We start from the raw sequence: 13,089 nt of genomic DNA, 5'->3' as shown, positions 1-13,089 counted from the left end.
AGATGCGATTTCTTGCAGTTTCGGTCAAAGTGAGACGGACGTCCAGTATTCTCTGGGTACTAAGTCCCGATTCTTCGGCCTGGAGGACTGCATCGTGATCTGGAATCGACCGCTCACCCACTCAGTCGCTTGGGCTGCCGGATCGGTTGTTCTCGCCGCCGCGATTGTCGGCGTTCACACCGTTCCTGCGGCGGCGCAACAGGCCCGCGTCTTCGACGTACTGTGCACACCCACCGATGCAGGCCTTTCCGAGCTGTCCGGACTCACCGTCACCGCGGCCGGGATGTACGCAATCGGCGACAGCGGCTCCGACGATCGGGTCGCCGAACTCGATTCGAACTGCCACGTGCAGCGCTGGATCAGCGTGGGCACCCCTCGTGTCGACGTCGAGGATCTGTCGTCGACTCCCGACGGCCATCTGTGGCTGGCAGACATCGGCGACAACAACGCGGTACGAACGTCGGTCGGGCTGATCGAACTCGATCCGGCTTCAGGTGCGGCGACCTCCTACCCCCTGGTCTATCCCGACGGCGCGCACGACGCCGAGACACTACTGATCCAGAGCGACGGGGTTCCCGTCATCGTCACCAAGGACTACCTAGGTGCAAGCGTGGTCTACACAACCGCTGAGCGACAGCAGGTTCAGGATCTGAGTACGGGCTCGCCGACCATGTTGGCCAAAGTAGGTCAGCTCAGATTTACTCCCACCCTCACACCCGGTGGGCCCGTTCCCCACGCCGGAACGATGGCTGTCACCGGCGGCGCCGTGAGCAAGGACGGCACGGTGGTAGCGCTCCGCACGTATACCGACGCTTACCTGTACGCAGCTCCCGACGGCGATATCGTGAAAGCGTTGAACACCAACCCGATTCGCGTCCCCCTTCCCGACGAGCCACAAGGTGAGGCGATCGCGTTCGACGCTGCCGGTGATCTGATCAGTGGCTCCGAGGCATACCGAGGGCCATTACCACCAATCCGAATTCTTCGCGGCGCCAGCGACATCGCACTGTCGGGCGGAGCGAGCGGCTCTCTCGGGTCGTAGTCGATTCGCGTCCCCGGGAAAGCGGACAGGCGCCGCTATCATGGCCGAGTGAACAAACAACTTCGAGCGACAGTGGTGGTCTCGGCAGTTCTCGCACTGGCTTCGTGTGCGAATTCCCTCGAAGGATCACCGCGCCCGGATGCGTTTGTTCCGAGCATCGACAACCCGGATCCGTCCGAAGCCATCGACGGAGTTGTCACGGTCGACTACCCAGCAGCCCAACACGTACGCCCGAACGAACGCGTGGCGTACACATATTCACCGCCCTTCGGAGGCCGTCATGACTCGGTCTGGGCAAACTGCACCGGAGTTGTTTATCCACAAGCGATTCGGACCGAGAATGCGGTCCATTCTCTCGAGCACGGGGCCGTGTGGATCACGTACAACCCCGACCTCGTCTCGAGCGAGGATCAGGCTCGCTTGGCACAGCGAGTCGAGGGCATGAGCTACACGTTGATGTCGCCGTATCCGACCCTGGATTCGCCGATCTCGCTGCAGTCGTGGGGCCGTCAGCTCAAGCTCGACAACGCCGCGGACGCGCGCATCGATCAGTTCGTCTCGGCTCTGCGCGTCAACCCGAACACGTATCCCGAAGTGGGCGCGACCTGTTCGGTGCCGGTGACGAGCTTCGACCCGAACAACCCGCCGCCATTCGACCCCACCACTCCGGATCCGTCATCTCCCACAACCGTTCCGGAGCGGTAGCGTCTCAGCAGGCCCCGCTTCGCGGCGTAGACACCTACTTGCCTCGTGAACGGCGTTCCAGTTCGACTGCCCGTCGCATGGTTTCCCGAGCCCGGCTTCGGTCACCGGCATAGTCGTAGGCGCGAGCGAGTCGGAAGTTCTGCTTCCAGTTGTCCGGGTCTGCTTCCCAGTCGACCTTGATCTGGGCGAACAACTCGTCGGCGGCCGCTCGCTCGATCCGGCCCGAAGGCAATTTCGGAAGCGCAGACGCATCGACAGCGAGGCCCTCGTCGTGAATCTGCTGCGCGAGGCGCTGGTGCGTGAAGCCGGCACGGAGCGTGGCGATGACGAGCCACAGCCCCAGGAACGGCAGGATCAGCACGCCGATCCCGAGACCGATCGCGGCGCCGCCACCGTCCTGGATGAGCTGGATTCCGCGCTGGCCGAGCAGCACGAAGTACACCGCGAGCGCGATGCAAATCGCGACGATCAGTGCGACGGTGCGGGTGGTCTTGTTCATAGATCGAGAAAGGAATCGATACCGACCGTCAGACCCGGACGCGAGCCGATCTGGCGGACACCGAGCAGAACGCCCGGCGCGAACGAATTCCGGTCGATCGAGTCGTGGCGAATGGTCAGTGTCTCGCCCTGAGTTCCGAGAATCACTTCCTGATGCGCGACCAGTCCGGCCATCCGCACGGAGTGAACCCGGACGCCGTCGACGTCCGCTCCGCGCGCACCCTCGAGCTCGGTCGTGGTGGCGTCAGGGCTGCGTCCGACGCCTGCTTCCGCGCGAGCCTCGGCGATCATGGCGGCCGTTCGGTATGCGGTGCCCGAGGGAGCATCTGCCTTGTTGGGGTGATGGAGTTCGATGACCTCGACGGAATCGAAGAAGCGCGCCGCGGCAGCCGAGAAGCGCATCAACAGCACAGCACCGATGGCGAAGTTCGGGGCGATCAGAACACCCGTTGCCGGCTGGGCGTCGAGCCAGGACTGAACAGTCGCAAGCCTGGACTCGTCGAAACCGGTGGTGCCGATCACTGCATGAATTCCGTTGGCCACGAGGAATTCCAGATTTCCCATGACGACGTCGGGGTGCGTGAAATCGACCACTACCTGAGTGCGGGTGTCGACAAACGTCTCGATGCGATCACCGGTGTCGACCTGAGCGACGAGTTCCAGATCGGGAGCAGCTTCCACTGCCTCGCAGATCGCTCGACCGACCTTGCCCTTGGCTCCCAGAACCCCGACCCTGATGGGTGCTGCACTCACGTCTTCCACGCTCCGTCCGATGCATTGTTTGAGGTGAAGCCTACGCAATCACCCCGATGCGCTCACCATCAGTCGGGCGGGAGTTATGTCACCACTGGCACACTGGACGTAGTGAGCAACCGTCCGCAAGTCCGCGAAACCGGCAACCTTCGACCACTCGAGTTGGCAACGGGTGCCGTCATGGCCGGATTCACGGTCGCGTTGTCCGTCATTGCCACGGTCATCCCCATGGCCAGCGCCCTCAACCTCGTGGCCGCCGTTCCGATGGGAATTGTTGCCCAGCGCTTCCGAGTCCGCGCCGTGACGACGGCCGGTATCTCGGCCACGGCAGTCGCCTTTGTCGCGGCGGGTTCGGGATCTGCGGCGGCGGTCGCATTGAGCGCTCTCCTCGGCGGAATCATCGGTACGGTCAAGCGGCGCGGTCTCGGCTTCGTCTCCGCATTGCTGTCGTCATTGGTCATTGGGCCCGCGCTGGCGTTGTTCTCCATAGTCCTGTTGCTTGTTCTCGCTCCGCTGCGCACCTTGTTGTTGACCTCGCTCGAGAACACCGCGTTGGGCGTGGCCGAGATCTTGAAGCGTGCCCCCACACTGGTCGGCGCAGCCGAATGGATCGAGAACAGCATCGGCTCGATCATCGACTACTGGTGGTTGTGGATCGGCGTGTCCATCATCTCCGGAATCGTCCTCAGTACCGTCGTCTCCTATTTCGTCCTCGGCGCCGTCCTCGACCGATTGGCTGCACTCCCTTCGGCCGACCCGCTCCAGACAGCACCCGACGACCGTCCGATCGATCCTCTGCCGGTCACTTTCGATCACGTGGGCTTCACCTATCCGGGTGCAACGACACCGGCCCTCGTCGACGTCAACTTCACCGTGCGACGAGGAGAGTTCGTCACCGTCGTCGGCCACAACGGCTCGGGCAAGTCCACACTCACCCGGTTGCTCGCCGGTCGCGCGCCGACTGTCGGGACGCTGACGAGACCCGGGTCCGCCGGTCTCGGCCGACACGGCGGAACCGCCGTCGTCCTCCAACGACCCGAAAGCCAGATCCTCGGAACCCGCGTCGCGGACGACGTCGTCTGGGGGCTCCCCCCCGAGTCGCATCCCGACGTCGATGCACTGCTGGCCGAGGTGGGACTCGCGGGCATGGGTATGCGTGAGACCTCCGGGCTGTCCGGTGGCGAGATGCAACGTCTGGCTGTTGCAGCCGCGCTGGCGCGGCGCCCCGCTCTGCTGATCGCGGACGAAGCCACCGCGATGGTCGATCAGGCCGGCCGGGAGGAATTGGTCTCGCTCCTTGCCGAACTTCCGCGACGCCACCCGATGGCCGTGGTACTGGTCACCCATCACCACGCCGACACCCGCAACGCAGATCGGGTGATTCAACTACAACGCGGACGGCAGATCGATCACCAACCCGGTTGGATGACGTCGACGTTCGGGGGTCCGCCGTCTGCGCCGTGGCCGGTCAGCACTCGAGCTGTCCTCCAACTCACCGATGTCACCCACACGTACAACGACCGGACTCCGTGGTCGCGGCGCGCCTTGTCGGACGTCAACCTCACAATCGGCGACGGCGACGGGCTGCTGGTTCTGGGCGGCAACGGTTCCGGTAAATCGACTCTGGCCTGGATCATGGCGGGCTTGATCGCACCGAGCAAGGGAACCGCAGTCTTCGACGGCAAACCCGTCTCACGCCAACTCGGCACCGTCGGTCTCACGTTCCAGCATTCGCGACTGCAGCTGCAACGCCGAACCGTCGCCGAAGACATCGAGGCCGCCGGAGGTCCGGAGATCGGATCGGTGCAAGTCTCGTGGGCGCTCGACGCCGTCGGACTCGACCGTCACATCGCCGGCCGCCGCATCGACGAGTTGAGCGGCGGACAGATGCGACGCGTAGTCCTGGCCGGTCTCCTCGTGCGCCAACCGCGGGTACTCATCCTCGACGAACCGCTGGCCGGTCTCGATCCACCCGGTCGACACGAAATCCTGAACGTACTCAGGTGGATTCGTCGAAACGGAACCGCAGTAGTCGTCATCTCCCACGATGTCGACGGCATGGACGCCGTGTGCAGCAGAACAATTCGACTGTCGGAGGGTCGCATCCTCGACCCTGCCGCCAGCAGCGCCTTGGAAGGATCGACGACGTGACAACACTTCTGCGCGAAGTCCCGACTTCATCGCCGATCCACCGATTGTGGGCCGGAACGAAGATCGTTGCCGTCGTTCTCGTCAGCATCGTGGTCGTGACCGCTCCGTCCTGGCCGGCGATCGGCGTCGTACTCGGATTGTTGTTGCTGACCGCGGTGATCGGACGCATCCCCCCGACTGCAGTTCCGCGACCTCCGTGGTGGTTGTGGGCGCTGATCCTGCTCGGCGCGTTGATCAATCTTCCGATCGGCCTCGACGCAGTCTTCATCTACCTGCAAGCTGTGACGTTCGGTCTTGTATTGCTCTGCGTCTCACTGATGTTGGCATGGACCACGTCGATGAGCGATGTGGCGCCGGCACTGGCAACGCTCGGTAGACCGCTACGATTCCTCAAGATCCCGGTCGACGAGTGGGCGATCGCGACGGCTCTCTGCATTCGTTCACTTCCGCTCTTGATCGACGAGATTCTCACCCTGGTGGCGGCGCGACGACTACGCCCGAAAGCTGTGGTGAACAGCGCTGCCGACAATTCGATAGTCGATCTGATCACCACGACCATGTCGGTGGCAATTCGGCGCTCTGCCGAGATGGGTGAAGCGATCTCCGCTCGCGGGGGCACCGGTTTGATCGCGGCGTACCCCAAGCGCCCTCAGCTCGCCGACCTGTTCGCACTGACCGTCGTCATCGCCGCGTGCGTCAGCGCGGTTGTTTTGACTCTGGTTCTGCGCTGATCGGGTCACCGCTGACAGAATTTCCCTGGGCGATGATCGCAGAACCCATCCAGCGCCGTAGGTATCGCCGCAGTTCCTCGTCGCTCCGCTTCGGGTCGCCGGGCGCGAGGAAAAACGACTGCATCGTCCGCAGGACGTATTCGACCAGTTCCTGAAGTGATGCGTCGTCGTATCCGAAACGCACCCAGTCCACGTCGAAGCGGGTGATCATCGCCATTCCGAAGGCCTGCGCCTCCTGAGAGGTCAGACCTTCGGGATGAAGACTCGAATTCGTGCTGGTGAGCAGAATGCCGAGATGGGGCGTTCGGTGGACCTGGGTCAGGGTGTAGACGACACCCTCGGTCATCGCCTCGACGGGGTCTTCGATGCCGCTCACGTGTGTGGTGAGCCGATCGAGGTAGCCGTCGACCGACGCGATTGCAGCTGCCCGCATCAGAGCGTCGGCGCTGGGAAAGTATCGATACACGGTCTGCCGGATCACGCCCAGTGACTCGGCGACGTCGCCGATGCTGATTTCCGAACTCGTCCGTGCGATCAACTCGACCGCGGCCTCGACAATGCGACGAGACGCATCTTCGTCACTGTCCGGTGGATTGCCGCCCCACCCACGCCTTCGTGCCACTGCCCACTTCCTCGCTCGAACGAGGCTCGAACCATGTCTTTGCGCTCGAAGTCCAAGAGCCACAGGCTAACACAGGCAGGTTTTGCATCTGCGCCCCTCGAATTCACTCCCCTCGCGAAAGTGAACATACAACTGCACACCAATATGTATGATTACCGCCACACGTGGCTTCCAGTGCCAGAGCGGCCACCTGACCAGCCCCTCCGAAAGACGAGGTTCGACAAGTGACCAACCTTCAACCCCGAAAAATGGACTTCGGATTCGAGGATCAGGACGTTCCCTTCCTGTGGAACCCGGAGAATCCGGCCTGGTCGAGCATGTCCAACGCGGTCTCGTTCCTGGCCATCGGTTTCGAGAAGATGATCGTGAAGATGATCATGCAGACCAAGTCGCGGATCAGCGATCCTGAAGTGGCCGAGGAAGCCGTGGCGTTCATGCGTCAGGAAGGCCATCACTCGACCGCGCACCGCCAGCATGTGAAGGCTCTGATCAGGCGCTACCCCGGACTACAGAACACGCTCGACGCTGTGATCGGTGAATTCGATCTACTGACCGAGGCGACCTCGCTGAACTACCGGCTTGCATACACCGCGGACCTGGAGGCGACCTTCACTCCGGTGTTCAAACTGATGCTCGACAACGAGGCGACCTTGTTCCGTCCGGGAGACGACCGCGTCGCGTCGCTGTTCATCTGGCACTTCGTCGAGGAGGTCGAGCATCGCAGCTCGGCACTGATCATCTTCAATTCCGTTGTCGGAAGCGAGCTTTACCGGATGCGAATGGCGCCGTCGATCTTCGCACACGTCATGAAGGTGATTCGTATCGCCTGCGCAGGCTTCAACCAGCACGTTCCGCTCTCCGAGCGGCAAGTCGACTCACTGTCGATGTTCGCCACCCACCGCACCAAGCAGAAGATTCTGACGTCGTTCGCTCCGTATCTGACCAAGGGCACGATGCCTCGCGCCTTCGATCACCTTCAACTCGGAGAACAACTCGTCGCACTCGGCGGTGTCTTCCGCAGCCAGATGCCCAATCACAACCCGGACCACGAGAAACTCCCCGCACTCGCCGACCAGTGGTTCAAGCGTTACGACGACGGCTACGACTGCACACGCTGGTACACCGCCGAATCTCAGGCACAAGCCGAGTCGATCACGTCAGGGGCCAACTGATGGCAGAACACTGCTCCCCCACGTTCTCCCAGCTCGCAACAGAACTCGGTTTCTCCTGTCAGGAAGCAGGTGGACTCGTCGAGTTCCGTAACCCGGCGGCGCTGGAGAACTGGACCCTGCCCGTCCTCGAATGGACCATCATCGTCGGCTCGGTGCTCGCACTGGTCCTGGCGATCGTGCGGTTGCGCCGCAACGGCGACCCCACCAATCTGGTTCTCTGGTTCGGCGCCACCGCCTACCTGTTCATCATCGAGCCTCCGCTGTACTTCCCGGCGGCGTTCGGCATCGAAGAACAAGTGGACACGATGTTCGCGCACAACGTGTTCACCGTCGACTTCATGTGGGGTCGACTGCCGCTGTACATCGTTGCCATCTATCCACTGATGGCGACGTTGGCCTTCGAAATAGTCAGAATGCTCGGCGTTTTCCGCAAATACGGTCCACTACTGGGCGCTGTCTGCGTCGGCTTCGTCCACCATGCGTTCTACGAAATCTTCGACCACCTGGGGCCCCAGTTGCGGTGGTGGGAGTGGTCGACGTCGAACCCGATCAACCAACCCATGTTCGACGCGGTTCCACTTCCCAGCGTGGTCGTCTTCGCCGCGCTGTGGCCGATGTCGTTGGCATTCTGCGTCCAGTACTTCGTCGGACGGCACGTCGATGCCGGCAAGCACTTCTCCGGACTTCAATTGGTATGGCGCACCATCGTGATCGGCCTGCTGGCCTCGCTGGGTACGTTCATTCTCCCGCTCCCGGCGACGGTCTTCGGTATGGGAAGCGACACTGTCCGCGGGTTCCTCTACGCCGCTGAACTTGCAGTCCTCACAGTGGTCGCGATCGTGGTTCTCGTCCGCCAATGGACGCACCTGCGCTCGGCAGAATCGAACACTCCTGCACACACCAACAGGTTCGTGCAGATCTACAGCGTGGTGTACCTGGTTGTCATGGCCGTCCTGTGGGCGAGTGCGCTTCCCGACTTCTTCGACGCGGTCGACGGTTCCACCAGCGCTGGAGATCCCATCGGGAACCTCTGGTACACAGTGGCGTGCTTCGTCATCGCAATCCTGTGCGTGAGCGCAACTTTCACCATTCCGAAGCGGAACTCCGGGACGGCCGACGCCGAGCTCCTCGGGGCAAACTCAGCGACTCCGGCTACCTAGGCGACCGGGACGAGACCGCTCGGGTCTCGTCCCGGTTTCTCGGTTTCACGGGACGCGGTGAGTCCACTCTTCGGTTCTGAACTTCGTGTCCACCAGCTTGCGCGCCTGCTCCAACTCCGAGTCCGTGTAATCGCTGTCGTGGGTGTCGTATTGACCTCGGAAGTGCTGCGCAAACGACTCCAGGATTGCTGCACGCGTCATTCCGGTCTGCGAACGCAGCGGATCGACGCGCTTGGCCGCACTCTTGGTTCCCTTGTCCGACATCTTCTCTCGTCCGATTCGCAACACCTGCGTCATCTTCTCAGCGTCGATGTCGTAGGCCATGGTCACGTGATGGAGCACAGTGCCGGACGCGAATCGCTTCTGAGCGGCGCCGGCGATCTTGCCCTTGTCCGAGGCGATGTCGTTGAGCGGCACATACCGAGCGTTGATACCGACCTCGGCAAGCGCTCCCATGACCCACTGATCGAGAAACGCGTAGGACTGCTCGAAACTCAAACCCTCGACCAATGACGCCGGTACTGCCAACGAGTACGTGATGCAGTTGCCCGGTTCCATGAACATCGCGCCGCCACCGGAGATTCGGCGCACCACCCCGATGCCGTACCGCGCAGCCGCCTCGGAGTCGACCTCGTTACGCACGGACTGGAACGATCCGATCACGACCAAGGGCGAGTCCCAGTCCCAGAAACGCAATGTCGGCGGACGCTCACCCGATGCGACCTCACGCGCGATGACCTCGTCCAGCGCGACGTGCATCGCGGGATCGAGAACCACCGGCGGGATGAGGTCGAAGGTGTGATCCGCCCAGCTCGTGGCGTGGCCGAGTGCGCGCCGGATCGCGATACCGACCGACTGCGGCGTGAAGCCGATCATCGAGACGGACTCGTCGAGCGCAGTGGAGATGGCATGCGCCAACTGTTCTGCATCCGAGTCGGCGGGCATTCCGCGCAACGCCGCGTTGATGTCGTCGAGCGCGCTGTCGGGCTCGAGGAAGAAGTCCCCCGAGACTGCGACTTCGGACAGCCGACCGTCCGCCACCTCGACGTCGACCGCGACCAGTTTTCCACCAGGAACCTTGTACTCTCCACGCATCCGTCCAGCCTATCCCTGCGGGATTCTCTGCGGTGAGCGCCGTCGAAGATCACACCGCGCGCGCAGTGCGCATCTGTTCGGAAGGCAGGGCGACCAAGTAACCACGCCCGTAAGTCGCTGCGGGGCTGCACAATCGCGCGGACGGGACCGCACGTGTCGACCCCTGGCAATTTGGCCGAGCAACGGCCCTGCTTCTGCCGACAGGCGAGATGATCTCTGTGGTGGGAGGATTGCCGCAACGAGCCAACTCCCTGGCGAGCCACAACGGAGGTAGACATGAAGGTCCCGGCGTTCCACTCGACGGTTCCTTCGGATCTCGACGTCTATCACGACAACGAAAGCTGCATTTTGGCCGCGCGCATCGCAGTGTCCCATCGTGCGCCCGGAGTCGACGGCCGACCGTGGTGCACTGCGTGTGCGTCTTTGGACTGACGAGCGACCACCAGCTCACTCACACCCACGTCGCCGATTCGGGGACAACCCCGTTGGCCCGAGCATTCGCATCGATGACAGCGCGGAGCCACACTGTCAGACCGGTCTCGACCTGCTCGTAGAACGCGGTGAATCCCGGATCGGCCACGTACATCCGTCCCAGACACACCTGCATCGAATGTGTGCAGTCGAAGTAAACCCCGATCGACGCTCGGTGCCGTTCTGCCAGCAAATTCGCCTCGGCGCTTCCCGGTTCGACACCGGATCGGCAGGCCAGCGCCAGATCTTCGTTGAGCGTCTCGACGCAGTCGGCGATCTTCTGCCAATCCTCAGCGGTCCTACCCGCCGACCGTTCCGCGTGCTGCGCCCACTGCGCGCTGTCACCCCAACGCTCGTGCGCCTCCGGCCCCCATGACGGCTGCCAGTGTCGGCCGAAGATCGACACCTGCTCGTGTGCCGGCAACAGCACACCCGACTTCCTGGCATCGATGATGCGATCCAAGGACTCGCCCAGTTCCTCCAAGTCGGCTATCCGTTGCCGCAACTCGGCGCGCTGCCCACGCAGCGTCTCGTCCACGTGGGCTGCGGGCGCATCGAGCAATATCCTGATCTCGTCGAGCGACAAACCCACGTCTCGGTAGACAAGCACCCGGCCGATGCGGCCGAGGTCCGCGTCGGTGTACAGCCGGTAGCCCCCGTCACTGCGCCCGGACGGACGCACCAAACCGATTGCGTCCCAATGATGGAGGGTACGTACGGTTATGCCTAGTCGTGATGCGGCAGCACCGACAGTGAGAGCACTGTCTGCCTCGTCTCCGAAGAGTTGGTCCGTCACGTGATCCAGTCTGACAGACGCGGTTCGGGAGGCCACAGCGTCAGACCTCGGTTCAGTCGACGGGTCCGTCAATTCCCATGCCTCGCAGATGCTCGGCCTCGGCACTGTTCGGGTCGTACGGACGAGCGGCCGTCATGATCACACGCGCGTTCTCCGGTGTCACGATCTCCAACTCCAGTGAATTCCACGGCTTCAGGTCTGGACCGCTGGTGCATCCGGGCCGCAATTCCTCACACGCCTTTGCTATCTGGTCGATCTGACTCAGCACACACGCAAAGCTCACGCTGATGGACGGTGGTGAATCTGCTCGCTCGCCGGGCACGAGCAGAACGTCTTGAAATGCCCAGCGCCGCAGATGCGTCAGTCGATCAGGCACCGAAAAGAGGTCGAAGAAACCGAGCCCACGGATCCAGAAGTCGGCAGATTCGGCCAGATCCGATGTCGGAACCGACACGAACATGGGCATTCCGTAGAGACCTCGGAACTGTTCCGGAGGCACGGCGTCTGTAGCGGGGACAGGGACGGGGCTGATGTCGAATGCCGGGTAAGTATCGGTCATGAAGTCATCGTGAGCCCTCACGCTACGTCAGGGTCAAATCGTGTGAAATCCGATCGAACCAGATTGCGCGATCACACCGTGCGTGCGAATGCGCCGTCGTCTGCGAATACCCGTTGGGCAAAGCGTTCGCCGATGAGACGGTGCGTCGCAGCGTCCGGATGGAGCTGATCGGGAAGCGGCAACTCTTCGTTCTCGGCCGCACCATAGAGATCGCACCCGTCGACGTAATGCAGATTGGGATCAGCCGCCGATCGCTGGGTTACGATGCGCGCCAACTCTTCCCGAATAGAGCGCAGCGTCAGCTTTCCGGCTGCACGCTCGGCAGGATCGCCGGTAGCAACGAATCGCATTTCGCCTCTGGCAAGCGCGTCGAAATCGAATGCACCAGGTCCAGGCGTGTCTTCGTGAATCGGGCAATAGACAGGCGAGACGACCAGCAGTGGAGCCACTGGATGGCCGTCGCGGACCGTGTCGAGGAAGCCGTGCATTGCCGACGTGAAGGCCCGCAGGCGCATCACGTCGGAGTTGACCAGATTGATGCCCATCTTGATGCTGATGAGGTCGGCAGGAGTGTCTCGCATAGCGCGGGCGACGTACTGGTCCAGCAGAGCGCTGCCGCTGAACCCGAGGTTGATCAGATCCACGCCGCCGAGGGAGGCTGCGAGAGCAGGCCAAGTGCGGGAGGGACTTTCAGCGCCGGAGCCTTGACTGATCGAGCTTCCGTGATGGAGCCACACATCACGCTTCGTGCCGACTGCGAGTTCGAGCGGGGCGTCGGTTCGCAATGCGACAAGTTCGGTGGTTTCGTTGTGCGGCAACCAGATCTCGACGGTCTTGGATCGCGCGGGCAAGTCCGCGAAGCGGATGGTGCTGACGGGTCCGGATTGTCTCTGAGCGGTACCGGTCGCCATGTCGATCGTCACCGTGTTGCCACCCTCAGCGATTGCGTGCCCGGTTGGTTCGCCGTCGACGATCAGGTCGTACACCCCTTGCGGCCTCGGCGGAGCACCGATGTAGATCATTTTCGTGGGCAGAGTGTCGAGTTCGATGGCCGTAGCGCTGGTTCGGAACACCAGCCGCACTCCGGACGGTTGTGATTGCGCCATTGCCATCTGCCCGTCAGCGAATTGCGTGCGAGCTCTGGCAGGCAGACGGTGTGTCAGCACACCGCGTTCGGTCCGCTCGAGCTCGAGGGCTCCGCGCACGATGTCCTCGGAAATTACGGTAGTAATCCAGCTGCTCTGGCTGTTCATCTCATTCACCTGTAGATAAGTTGCGAAGGTTTTAACTACAGCACACAGTAATTTGCCTATACTATTTAGGCAAGCGGTTTC

At 62.5% G+C, this 13,089-nt stretch carries 14 protein-coding genes; 7 read left to right on the top strand and 7 right to left on the bottom strand.

Features of this window, described 5'->3' with window-relative positions:
* Positions 1-94 precede the first annotated feature (94 nt).
* Positions 95-1,042 carry a hypothetical protein gene (locus A0W34_RS12805; RefSeq protein ID WP_058038678.1) on the top strand — a complete coding sequence of 316 codons (948 nt, stop codon included), beginning with the start codon at positions 95-97 and terminating at the stop codon, positions 1,040-1,042.
* Positions 1,043-1,090: 48 nt separating this feature from the next.
* A complete protein-coding gene (locus A0W34_RS12800) occupies positions 1,091-1,747 on the top strand; it encodes a DUF3105 domain-containing protein (protein ID WP_003942235.1) in 657 nt (218 codons plus the stop codon).
* A 34-nt stretch (positions 1,748-1,781) separates the two neighbouring features.
* Here the strand turns inward: A0W34_RS12800 and A0W34_RS12795 are convergent, their stop codons facing one another.
* On the bottom strand, positions 1,782-2,246 hold the full coding sequence (locus tag A0W34_RS12795; RefSeq protein WP_003942246.1) for a hypothetical protein: 465 nt from the start codon (positions 2,244-2,246) through the stop codon (positions 1,782-1,784).
* Positions 2,243-2,998: a 4-hydroxy-tetrahydrodipicolinate reductase gene (gene dapB / locus A0W34_RS12790; RefSeq protein ID WP_007735114.1), complete on the bottom strand. Its 756-nt coding sequence runs from the start codon at positions 2,996-2,998 to the stop codon at positions 2,243-2,245. Before dapB ends, A0W34_RS12795 begins: the two co-directional genes overlap by 4 nt.
* Before the next feature lie 111 nt (positions 2,999-3,109).
* Between dapB and A0W34_RS12785 the strand changes: the two genes are divergently transcribed.
* Positions 3,110-5,149: an ATP-binding cassette domain-containing protein gene (locus tag A0W34_RS12785; RefSeq protein ID WP_081557769.1), complete on the top strand. Its 2,040-nt coding sequence runs from the start codon at positions 3,110-3,112 to the stop codon at positions 5,147-5,149.
* The gene (locus tag A0W34_RS12780; protein ID WP_081557768.1) at positions 5,146-5,880 is read left to right on the top strand and encodes an energy-coupling factor transporter transmembrane component T family protein; all 735 of its coding nucleotides are present in this window, start codon (positions 5,146-5,148) and stop codon (positions 5,878-5,880) included. The genes A0W34_RS12785 and A0W34_RS12780 overlap by 4 nt, the downstream gene beginning before the upstream one ends.
* On the opposite strand, the gene A0W34_RS12775 is transcribed toward A0W34_RS12780, so the two are convergent.
* Entirely contained in the window at positions 5,846-6,502 is a 657-nt protein-coding gene (locus A0W34_RS12775) for a TetR/AcrR family transcriptional regulator (protein WP_050655771.1), read from the bottom strand. The two genes, A0W34_RS12780 and A0W34_RS12775, sit on opposite strands and share 35 nt — an antisense overlap.
* A gap of 224 nt (positions 6,503-6,726) precedes the next feature.
* On the opposite strand from A0W34_RS12775, the gene A0W34_RS12770 reads away from it, so the two are divergent.
* Both A0W34_RS12770 and A0W34_RS12765 read left to right on the top strand, forming a co-directional pair.
* Positions 6,727-7,674 (top strand): metal-dependent hydrolase, encoded by a 948-nt coding sequence (locus A0W34_RS12770; RefSeq protein WP_030535581.1) that lies wholly within the window; start codon positions 6,727-6,729, stop codon positions 7,672-7,674.
* Positions 7,674-8,834: a DUF7802 domain-containing protein gene (locus A0W34_RS12765; RefSeq protein ID WP_030535582.1), complete on the top strand. Its 1,161-nt coding sequence runs from the start codon at positions 7,674-7,676 to the stop codon at positions 8,832-8,834. Before A0W34_RS12770 ends, A0W34_RS12765 begins: the two co-directional genes overlap by 1 nt.
* A 45-nt stretch (positions 8,835-8,879) precedes the next feature.
* Here A0W34_RS12765 and A0W34_RS12760 read toward each other — a convergent pair whose 3' ends face one another.
* Positions 8,880-9,929, bottom strand: a complete 1,050-nt coding sequence (locus A0W34_RS12760) for a lipoate--protein ligase family protein (protein WP_003942269.1) — start codon at positions 9,927-9,929, stop codon at positions 8,880-8,882.
* Positions 9,930-10,205: 276 nt separating this feature from the next.
* Here A0W34_RS12760 and A0W34_RS33160 point away from each other — a divergent pair, with 276 nt between their 5' ends.
* Positions 10,206-10,361, top strand: a complete 156-nt coding sequence (locus A0W34_RS33160) for a hypothetical protein (RefSeq protein ID WP_003942131.1) — start codon at positions 10,206-10,208, stop codon at positions 10,359-10,361.
* 19 nt (positions 10,362-10,380) lie between these two features.
* On the opposite strand, the gene A0W34_RS12755 is transcribed toward A0W34_RS33160, so the two are convergent.
* The 3 genes from A0W34_RS12755 to A0W34_RS12745 all read right to left on the bottom strand — a co-directional run bounded on the left by A0W34_RS12755 (position 10,381) and on the right by A0W34_RS12745 (position 13,008).
* Positions 10,381-11,196 carry a MerR family transcriptional regulator gene (locus tag A0W34_RS12755; protein WP_232330030.1) on the bottom strand — a complete coding sequence of 272 codons (816 nt, stop codon included), beginning with the start codon at positions 11,194-11,196 and terminating at the stop codon, positions 10,381-10,383.
* Positions 11,197-11,248: 52 nt separating this feature from the next.
* Positions 11,249-11,755 carry a glycosyltransferase gene (locus A0W34_RS12750; protein WP_081557766.1) on the bottom strand — a complete coding sequence of 169 codons (507 nt, stop codon included), beginning with the start codon at positions 11,753-11,755 and terminating at the stop codon, positions 11,249-11,251.
* Positions 11,756-11,826: 71 nt separating this feature from the next.
* Positions 11,827-13,008, bottom strand: a complete 1,182-nt coding sequence (locus A0W34_RS12745; protein ID WP_081557765.1) for a GDSL-type esterase/lipase family protein — start codon at positions 13,006-13,008, stop codon at positions 11,827-11,829.
* Between the last annotated feature and the right edge of the window lie 81 nt (positions 13,009-13,089).

The organism is Rhodococcus sp. BH4 (genome assembly GCF_002079265.1).
GTDB lineage: Bacteria > Actinomycetota > Actinomycetes > Mycobacteriales > Mycobacteriaceae > Rhodococcus_F > Rhodococcus_F qingshengii.
This window is presented reverse-complemented; position numbering and strand designations above follow the sequence as displayed.

Bases quoted from the DNA above. Each gene is read 5' to 3' on its own strand.
- A0W34_RS12765 (WP_030535582.1), top strand. From the start codon at position 7,674: ATGGCAGAACACTGCTCCCCCACGTTCTCCCAGCTCGCAACAGAACTC.
- A0W34_RS12745 (WP_081557765.1), bottom strand. From the start codon at position 13,008: ATGAACAGCCAGAGCAGCTGGATTACTACCGTAATTTCCGAGGACATC.
- A0W34_RS12750 (WP_081557766.1), bottom strand. From the start codon at position 11,755: ATGACCGATACTTACCCGGCATTCGACATCAGCCCCGTCCCTGTCCCC.
- A0W34_RS33160 (WP_003942131.1), top strand. From the start codon at position 10,206: ATGAAGGTCCCGGCGTTCCACTCGACGGTTCCTTCGGATCTCGACGTC.
- A0W34_RS12795 (WP_003942246.1), bottom strand. From the start codon at position 2,246: ATGAACAAGACCACCCGCACCGTCGCACTGATCGTCGCGATTTGCATC.
- A0W34_RS12760 (WP_003942269.1), bottom strand. From the start codon at position 9,929: ATGCGTGGAGAGTACAAGGTTCCTGGTGGAAAACTGGTCGCGGTCGAC.